This is a genomic window from Amycolatopsis sp. NPDC006125 (genome assembly GCF_040614195.1).
Lineage (GTDB): Bacteria > Actinomycetota > Actinomycetes > Mycobacteriales > Pseudonocardiaceae > Amycolatopsis_E > Amycolatopsis_E tucumanensis.
Map to the genome: position 1 here is coordinate 1 of NZ_JBEXTZ010000186.1, position 7,299 is coordinate 7,299.

Here is a 7,299-nt window from a genome sequence, read left to right on the forward strand (position 1 = left end):
CGTCGGTGGGCGTGGTTAAGCTGATCGGCGTGACCACGGACAACACCGCGAACACCGGAGCCCAGGACGAGCCTGGCAAGCCAGGACGCGGATCGCAGGCACGGCTGAGAGAGCGAGAGGACTGTGGGATCAGCGATGTGCACAGCTGAAAGTGGCCCGGCGAACCGGTGGGCGGCGACGGGGGAGGGCGCGTGACGAGCGAGAGCGCCGCCGTTCCCTGGTCCGGGATCCCGGCGAACCCGTCCGGGCACACGCACCGGTCCTGGCTGGGATGGCTGGCCGCGGCGCTGTGCTTCGGCGTCGCGGTGGCCCTGATCGCCTTCCAGGACAGCTACCGGATCTTCGAGACGTGGCTCGCCGGCGAACTGGTGACCGCTGTCTCCGGGCAATTCACCTTCGCCGTGCCCGGGCATCCGGTGCTGTACTTCCGGACGTCGGCCTCGCCCGGCGTCATGGGCATCAACGTCTCCCTGGCCTGCAGCAGCGCCCTGCTCGTGGCCCCGTTGTTCCTGACCTCCGGCGCGCTGTTCCTGTCCAGGGCCCGCTCCCGGGTGCGGCTCGTCCTCGCGACGCTGCTCGGCTTCCTCATCATCGCGGTCGCCAACAACATCCGGCTGATGCTGATCGTGATGCTCGGCGGCCGCTTCGGCGAGACCGGGCTCGACTGGGCCCACGTCCTCATCGGGTCGCTGGTGATGCTCACCGCGGGCGGTGTCGCGATCCTGCTCTACATCAGGATCACGACCGGACGGGGCCGGGAGGCGGACGGCCGATGAGCCTGCTGGAAGTCTCGATCAGCCTGTCGTTCTTCCTCGGACTGGTCTTCCTGGCCTATGTGTGCATCCTGGTGCGCGGGTTCGTCAAGGCGAAGCCGGAGCGGCCGGGCGACCCCGGCGAGCTGGACTGGCACTTCGTCATCCCCTGCCGCGACGAGCAGGCCGTGATCGGCGGCACGCTCGCGTACCTGGAGAGCACCTTCCCCGAGGCGCACCTGTGGGTGATCGACGACGCCTCCGGCGACGGCACCGCGGCCATCGTCGCCGAGCGGGCGGCGGGCAACCCCCGCATCCACCTGCTGGCGCGGAAACTGCCCGACGCCCGCAAGGGGAAGGGCGCCGCGCTGAACCACGGCTACCGCGAGATCAGCCGGCACGTCGGCGATTCGGAGCTGCGGGCCCGCACGATCGTCGTGGTGGTGGACGCGGACGGCAGGCCGTCGGCCAACATGCTCGAGCTGTGCGCAGGACCGGACGCGTTCGCCGACCAGGCGGTCGGCGCCGTGCAGGTCGAGGTCCGGATGGTCAACCGGGACGTCCAGCGGCCGCTGCCGGGCAAGGGGCCGCTGGCGAACAAGTTCGCGGCGATGCTCGCACGCATGCAGGACATCGAGTTCCGCGGCCCGATCTCGGCCATGCAGATCATCCGTCGCCGCACGGGCACCGTGAACATGGGCGGCAACGGCCAGATGAACCGGCTCACCGCGCTGGACAGCATCGCGGGGGAGACGGCGGAACCCTGGGGCAACGCGCTCCTGGAGGACTTCGAGCTGGGCCTGCGGCTGATGCTCGCGGGCTGGCGGACGGCCTACAGCCGAGGGTCCTGGGTGGACCAGGAGGCGTTGTGGAGCCTGCCGCCCCTGGTGGTGCAACGCACCCGGTGGGCGCAGGGATCCATGCAGTGCCTCCGGTACCTGCCCCGGGTGTGGGGATCGCCGTGCTTCTCCACCGCAGGCTTCCTGGAGATCCTCTACTTCATGCTGCGGCCGTGGGTCCAGGTCGTCGGCTCGATCGTGTACGTCATCCCGCTGGCGGTCTTCGCCTTCAACGCCGCGGCCTACCGCGACTTCATGGCCGGCTTCCTGGCCAACGGCGGCCTGCTGCTCATGTTCGCCTACGGCGTCGTGGGGATCGCGGAGTTCGCGATCTGGGGCTGGTTCTACCGGTCCCGCTGCGAACCCGGGGTGACCCGCCGCTCCGCCGTCTACTACGGACTGTCGGTCGCGCTGTACTCGGTCCTGAACTACGTCATCGCCTGGCGGGCCTTCGGCCGGTTCGTCAGTGGCCGGGGCAGCTGGAAGAAGACACAGCGCAACAGCGAGCTGGCCGGGGCGCGGGCGCCGGCCGTCGGCGCCGTCACGAAATGAGGTCGGGAACAGTGCGACGCGCAATCGCCCGGGGCGCCTGGGCAAGCTTGTTGGTGATCGTCACGCTGGGCGGGGTCGCGCTGGCCGCCGCGGGCTTCATCCAGAGCCCGCCCGGCCTCGGCGCGGGAGAGCTGCGCACCAAGTGGGACGTCGGGGCGTGCCACCGGCTCGATCAGCCGGTCGAGACCTCGTGGGCGTTCCTGACCGACACCAAACCGGTGGTGCCGTGCGACAGCGAGCACACCACCGAGACCTACCAGGTGGTGGAGCTGCCCGCCGACCTGGCCGCGCAGCCGGAGCGGCCCAGCCCGGTGCTGCTGCAGAAGGAAGGACCCCCGCTGTGCGGCGGTGACGTGCTGAACGCCTACGTGGGCGCGGACGAGCGGGACGCCGTCCGCGGCCTCACGACCGTCGCCTTCTTCCCGACCGAGGAGGAGTGGCGCGGCGGCGAGCGGCGGATGCGGTGCGACGTGATGAACGTGCCCCGTGGGCAGCTGACGCCGGTGGCGGTGTCGTTCCCGTTCAAGGACTCCCTGAAGACCCCGGATGGGTCCCGTTTCCGCACGTGCCGTCTCGACGGCAGCGAGGTGACGTGCGACCAGCCGCACAACCGCGAGCTGGTCAACCCGTGGCTGCTGTTCGGCCCGGACCAGGTGGAGAAGGGCCGGGACTTCATGGTCGGCGTGGCGCACCAGCTGTGCGGCCCCGAAGCGGAGGCCTACCTGGGCGCGCCGCCGGCGTCGCGGCCGGATCTCACGGTCGTGGTCGAGGTGCCCGGCGACCCGTCGATCCGGCAGGACAGCCGGGTGGGCCGGTGCTGGCTGGCGCCGTCGGATCCGGCGGTGACCCTGGACCGGAGTGTCCGGGCCTACCCGGCGGGGGCGAGCGCGTGACCGCCGTGCGGCGCACCTGGTCCTGGCTTGCTGAGCCGGGGCGGCGCATCCCCGTGGTCTCCACCGCGCTGTGCGTGCTGTGGACCATGATCATGCTGGCCCGCCTGTTCGTCGGCGGCGCGGTCGGGCTGGCGGACAACTTCGACGGTCACCGCCTGATGTGCCAGCTCCAGGTCGCCGCCGTGCCCAACGGCCACGACACCTGGGCCTACCTGAACCCGGTGTACGACACCCACGTCTGGTACGGCGAAGCGTGCAGCGCGGGTGGCACCGGCGAGCCGTACCTGAGCAGCCAGTGGTACTTCCTGTGGCTGGCGAAACTGCTCACCCCGGTGTTCGGCTTCGACCACGCGCTCGACCTGCGCGTGCTCGGGGTGGTCGTGTCGGTGTTCTTCGGCCTGGCCATCGGGCTGATCTGCGCCGCGCTCCCGCTCCCGGTGTGGGTGCGGGTGCTGGTGGTGTCCCTGATCGGCCTGTTCACCGCCGACTCCACGATCGCCCCCTACTTCGTCTCGCCGCTGAGCGAGCCGGCCGCGCTCATCGGGATGCTGCTGATCGTCGCCGCGCTGCTCCGCCTGTTGCGCCGGAACTTCGTGACCGTCGCCGACCTGCTGCTGGTGTCGGCCGCGGTGTTGTGGACGGTGATGGCGAAGACCCAGACGATCACCATGTTCGCCGGGGTGCTGCCCGCCATGCTGGTCCGGCCGGTGCGCTTCCCGTGGCTGGAGAAACTGCGCAGGACGCGCCGCGAACTCGGCCCGGAACCGCCGCGCGGGCGCGGGCGGCGGGCGCTGGTGGGTGCGCTGCGGCGGACGCCCGCGGTCGTGATCTGCGGGTTGCTCGTGTTCGGGTGTGTCCAGTTCGCGAGCTCGCAGTCGCGGTGGCTCACCGAGATCTACCACTTCCACCAGGTGTTCGGGACGATCCTGCCCCTGGGTTCGGACCCGCGGCAGGACCTGCGGGACCTCGGCGTGGACGAGAGCCTGGCCCGGTACGACGGCGAGTCGATCCTGGCGCTGTCCGGGCCGGGAGAGGTGCCGCAGGGCTACCGCGAGTTCCTCGACGACATGAGCATGACCAGGATCGTCGAGTTCTACGCCACCCATCCGGCGCGGATCTTCGCGGTGCTCGACCGCGGGCTGGACGCGGTGACCCAGGCCCGGCCCGGTTACCTCGGCAACTACCTGCCGGACAGCGGGAAACCGGCCTACAGCCAGGAAAACCGGGTGTTCGCCGGGGGAGCGCTGTTCACCCTGTTCCGGCCGGTCCGCTGGGTGGTGTTCCCCGTGCTGTGGCTGGGTTCGCTCGCGCTCGGCGCGTGGCTCGCCCTGCACCGGCGGCTCGGCGCCGCGGGCCGGAGCATCGGCTGGCTGCTCGTGGCGCTCTCGCTCAACACCGTGGCGCAGCTGGCGTCCGTGCTGCTGTCGGACGGGCTCAACGACATCGTCAAGCACTCGGTCTTCGTGGTCTACAGCACGTTCCTGTTGTTCCCCGCGCTGGTGGCGGCGCTCGGCGCGATCGACAAGATCGGCCGGCCGGACCAGTTCCTGCCCGGGCAGAAGCTGCCGAACACCGGCGTGCCGTGGCCCTGGCAGCGCAGGCGCACGCGGGAGGTCACGGGCGCCGAGCGGGCCGGCGAACGGGAAAGGGAACTGGAACCGGTGTGAGCGGGGGTTCCGCATGGGAGGTTCGGTGAGCACAGCCGCCGCGAGGCCGCGGATCGGGTGGAAACCACGGGTTTACGGCGCCCTCGGGAGCACCTGCCTCACGCTCGGCTTCGTCGCCTTGCTGTTCGTGGTCTACCAGCTGTACGTCGTGCCGGCCCGCACCGGCGCGGAACAACGCACGCTGGAGCAGGAACTGATTCAGCAGTGGGAGCAGCCGGATCCGTCCGGTCTGCCCGCGCCGGTGGTCGGCAACCCGTGGGACGCGGCGGTGCCGGCCCAGGGGCAGCCACTGGTGCGGTTGTCCATCCCGCGGCTGGGCGCGCGCTGGGTGGTCGTGGAGGGTGTGACACTGGCCGACCTGCGGCGCGGTCCGGGCCACTATCCCGGCACCGCTTTTCCCGGCCAGCCGGGCAACTTCGCCGTGGCCGGGCACCGCGCGCCGCGCGTGTTCTGGGATCTGGACCGGCTCGCCGCGGGCGACGCGATCCAGGTTCAGGCCGGCGCGACCGAGTACACCTACACGGTCACCGGCACCGAGATCGTCCGGCCTGATGACGTCGGCGTGATCGCGCCGGTGCCCGGCGATCCGGGCGCGCAGCCGGTCGAACCGGTTCTCACGCTGACGACGTGCAACCCGAAGTGGGCCAGCTACCAGCGGCTGATCGTCCACGCGAGTCTGTCCGGCGTCCGGACCGTGCCGATCGAGGCGGGCTGAGCCGGGTGTCCACACGCGACACCTCCTCCGATCGGACGAGGCGCCGCGCGGAGTTCCGCAGGTGCACGGCACCACGGTGGGGCGACCGGACACCGGGCGCGTCATGTCGGCGTGAGTTCGTCCCGTCTTGTCTACGCGGGCGGTTCCGCTCGCACCGTCTCGATCGGATTGGAGCTTTTGCGATGGAGGAGGAGACGTGACGCGACCACGACAATGGTGGAAGTCGTCCATGGTGCGCCGGGCCGGCGCGGTGGCCGGGGTGGCGGCGGTCGTCGCGGCGGCCGGCGCGTCGTTCGCGATGGCCACCACCCCCGGGTCGCCCGGCACACCACAGGCGCCGACGACGATCTACGCCGAGAACTTCCAGAACCGTCCGGCCGCGACCCCGATCGTCCGGCTGAACCAGTACGCCGGGGCCAGCGGCCAGCGATACACCGCCGACGCGCCGTGGCTGCGGCAGTGCAACGGCTGGATCGCCTCGCCGGCCCAGCCGGTGGCGCCCACCGCCCAGGTCAACGACTGCGGGAACCAGGGAACCTGGAACGCGGTGCAGCAGATGGCCTACGCGCTGGGCGTCTACACCGGCATCGCCCCGGGCAGCAACTACGCGGTGTCGGCCATGACCTCGGGCAACCCGGGTGCTCCGCACGTCGAGTTCAAGACCGCCTCGAACATCCCGTTCAGCGGCAGCAACCGGTTCGTCACGTTCAGCGTGGACGTCGCGGCGATCAACTGCTTCGCCAACCACCCGCTGCTGCAGTTCTCGTTGCTCGACGGGGCGGGGACGGCGATCCCGGTCGGTTCCCAGATCGACGGCTGCAGCGCGTCACGGACGATCAACGTGCCCCAGATCGGTTCGGCGCCGGCCAAGTCGGCCACTGTCGGCACCTACACGTCGAACGGCGCGGTGCTGGTCAACGGCAGCTCGATCGGCGTGCAGATGGTCAACAACCAGCCCAGCGGCACCGGCAACGACCACGCCTTCGACAACATCAAGATCCTGGACGTGACGCCGCAGCTGGACAAGTCGTTCAGCCCGGTGGAGGTGAACACCGGCGGGACGTCGACGCTGACGTTCACCATCACCAACACCAGCGAGCTGGCGGCGAAGAACGGCTGGTCGTTCACCGACGCGCTGCCCGCCGGGCTGACGGTGGCAGGCGCCGGGACGACGAACTGCCCGAGCGGTGCGGTGACCGCGGCGGCCGGCGCCACGTCGGTCAGCGTGACCGGCAACCTGACCGCGGGGATGGCGTCGTGCACCGTGAGCGTGCCGGTGACCTCCGGCACGGCAGGCAGCTACACCAACGGTCCCGGCAACATGTCGCTGGTGGGGCTCAACCCGCCCGCGAACACGACGGTCACGTTCGTGGAGCCGGACCCGAGCGCCGACCTGGCGCTGAGCAAGACCGCACCGCAGGACGAGGTGCAGCCCGGCGACCGCATCACCTACACGCTCACGGTGATGAACCTCGGCCCGGCGGAGTCCTCCGGTCACACCGTGACCGACCCGATCCCGGCCGGCCTGGTCGACGTGCAGGTGCCCGCGGGCTGCTCGATCGGCTCGGACAGCGTGATCACCTGCACCGGTGGCCCGCTAGCCGCCGGTGACTCGGTGAGCTACGAGATCTCCGGCACGGTGGACGCGGTCAACGGGGACGGGGCGGCGAAGTACCTGACCAACGCCGCCCAGGTCACCGGGAACGACCCGGACAGCGACCCGGGCAACAACACCGGTTCCAAGACGGTGCGGGTCGTGCCGGTGGTGAGCCTCGCCATCGGTGGTCTCGGCGCCCTGGCCGGCGCCGGCGCGTGGTTCCTGCGCCGGCGGTCGACCCTCAACTGACAGGGGAGAAGGCGGCTCGTCGCACCGCGGCGAGC

General features: G+C 70.9%; 6 protein-coding genes. All 6 read left to right on the top strand.

What is annotated here, in order from left to right:
* Nucleotides 1-191 precede the first annotated feature (191 nt).
* The 6 genes from ABZ193_RS42720 (at nt 192) to ABZ193_RS42745 (ending at nt 7,264) form a co-directional block, all read left to right on the top strand.
* A complete protein-coding gene (locus tag ABZ193_RS42720; protein ID WP_354714524.1) occupies nt 192-776 on the top strand; it encodes an exosortase/archaeosortase family protein in 585 nt (194 codons plus the stop codon).
* Entirely contained in the window at nt 773-2,143 is a 1,371-nt protein-coding gene (locus ABZ193_RS42725) for a glycosyltransferase family 2 protein (RefSeq protein WP_354714526.1), read from the top strand. The genes ABZ193_RS42720 and ABZ193_RS42725 overlap by 4 nt, the downstream gene beginning before the upstream one ends.
* A gap of 53 nt (nt 2,144-2,196) precedes the next feature.
* On the top strand, nt 2,197-3,036 hold the full coding sequence (locus ABZ193_RS42730; RefSeq protein WP_354714528.1) for a septum formation family protein: 840 nt from the start codon (nt 2,197-2,199) through the stop codon (nt 3,034-3,036).
* A complete protein-coding gene (locus ABZ193_RS42735) occupies nt 3,033-4,703 on the top strand; it encodes a hypothetical protein (RefSeq protein ID WP_354714529.1) in 1,671 nt (556 codons plus the stop codon). Before ABZ193_RS42730 ends, ABZ193_RS42735 begins: the two co-directional genes overlap by 4 nt.
* A gap of 25 nt (nt 4,704-4,728) precedes the next feature.
* Entirely contained in the window at nt 4,729-5,418 is a 690-nt protein-coding gene (locus ABZ193_RS42740; protein WP_020417103.1) for a class E sortase, read from the top strand.
* A 196-nt stretch (nt 5,419-5,614) separates the two neighbouring features.
* Nucleotides 5,615-7,264, top strand: coding sequence for a DUF11 domain-containing protein (locus tag ABZ193_RS42745; protein ID WP_354714531.1), 1,650 nt, complete (start codon nt 5,615-5,617; stop codon nt 7,262-7,264).
* Nucleotides 7,265-7,299 lie beyond the last annotated feature (35 nt).

Excerpts from the sequence above, each read along its gene's own strand:
- ABZ193_RS42725 (WP_354714526.1), top strand. The coding sequence starts at position 773 with ATGAGCCTGCTGGAAGTCTCGATCAGCCTGTCGTTCTTCCTCGGACTG.